Raw genomic sequence first — 1,120 nt, 5'->3', positions numbered from 1 at the left:
TATCGGTGACGATGATCTGCATGTCGCGGGTGATCTCCCCGATGAGCACCCCGTTGCGCCATTCCTCAATGATGAAGGCAAAGTTAAATTGGCCTATTTCGCCCGGAGCATCCCAGCAGAGTTCGCCGGTGATGGGGTTGATGGTAAAGGTGGGTGTGCCTCCCGCTTCACTGGCGGTACTAAATCGGGTTGGGTCTTGATACACCGGAATGTCTCTACCAATACAGCCGTTATCTGTCAATGAGGTTTTGGGAACACTGAGTCGGTAGGCGAGGCTATCGCCATCGGCATCGAAGGCGGTTGGGTTGTGGCAGAACTTCTGGCCCACGCGTCCTGAGTCCAGGGGTGGGTTGAGCATGACGGGGGTGGAGTTGGTCAGCAGGGCTGCATTGATCAAAATCGTTGTCGATACGAAAAAACGAATTTGATCAGATGTAGCAGGAGGGGGTAAATTTTTTGTATCCGCGTTTCGGTTGGGCACGGTTATGCCAATGGTATACACGCCCGGCCCCGGATAGGTATGAATAGCCGTGTAGGAGTTGACTGACGATGTGCGACCGTTGATATATTGACGACGACTCCGTTTAACTTCCAAGGTAGAGCCATCTCCAAAACAAAAGGTATAAGGTTCAGCCTGATCAGCCGCCTGTCGGCCTTTTACTTCATCGTAATAGGCTGTAAACGTAACCAGATAGGTGAGTGAGGTTTGAGAAATCCGTTTGGTGGTAATCTCCCCAGCCCGCACGTGTGTGGCCTGAGTTATAGAGGGAAATAGTACAATGCCTAAAAAAAGCCCCCAAAGCCCAATAGTGTAAACGAACCGCATAAAATTATCCCGTTTTCAATTACAACGATTTCAGTACCAAAAAGTGTATCCCTTTTTGATAGGTGTTAATGGCAAATTAGTAACTAAGTGGAGTGGGTGGAATGCATGCAGTCGGTTTCTCTGTCCCTATTGCACCCACTCCACCCACTCCACTTAGTTGGCTCTATCTGGCCGATACGCCTTCCCGCAGGATCTGAACCCAGCCCTTGATGATCTGGGGGGGAGCGTTCTTATCCAGCAGGGCAAAACGCACACTGGCCTGATAATAATACAAGCCCGTGGGTAGGTCCACCC

The 1,120-nt window shown here is 50.6% G+C and carries 1 pseudogene; it reads right to left on the bottom strand.

The annotated features are described in order from the left end of the window. Positions 1-826: pseudogene (locus ACYVGO_RS36155) on the bottom strand (gliding motility-associated C-terminal domain-containing protein); the annotation flags it as partial. Positions 827-1,120 lie beyond the last annotated feature (294 nt).

Source organism: Spirosoma migulaei (genome assembly GCF_054776855.1).
This window is presented reverse-complemented; position numbering and strand designations above follow the sequence as displayed.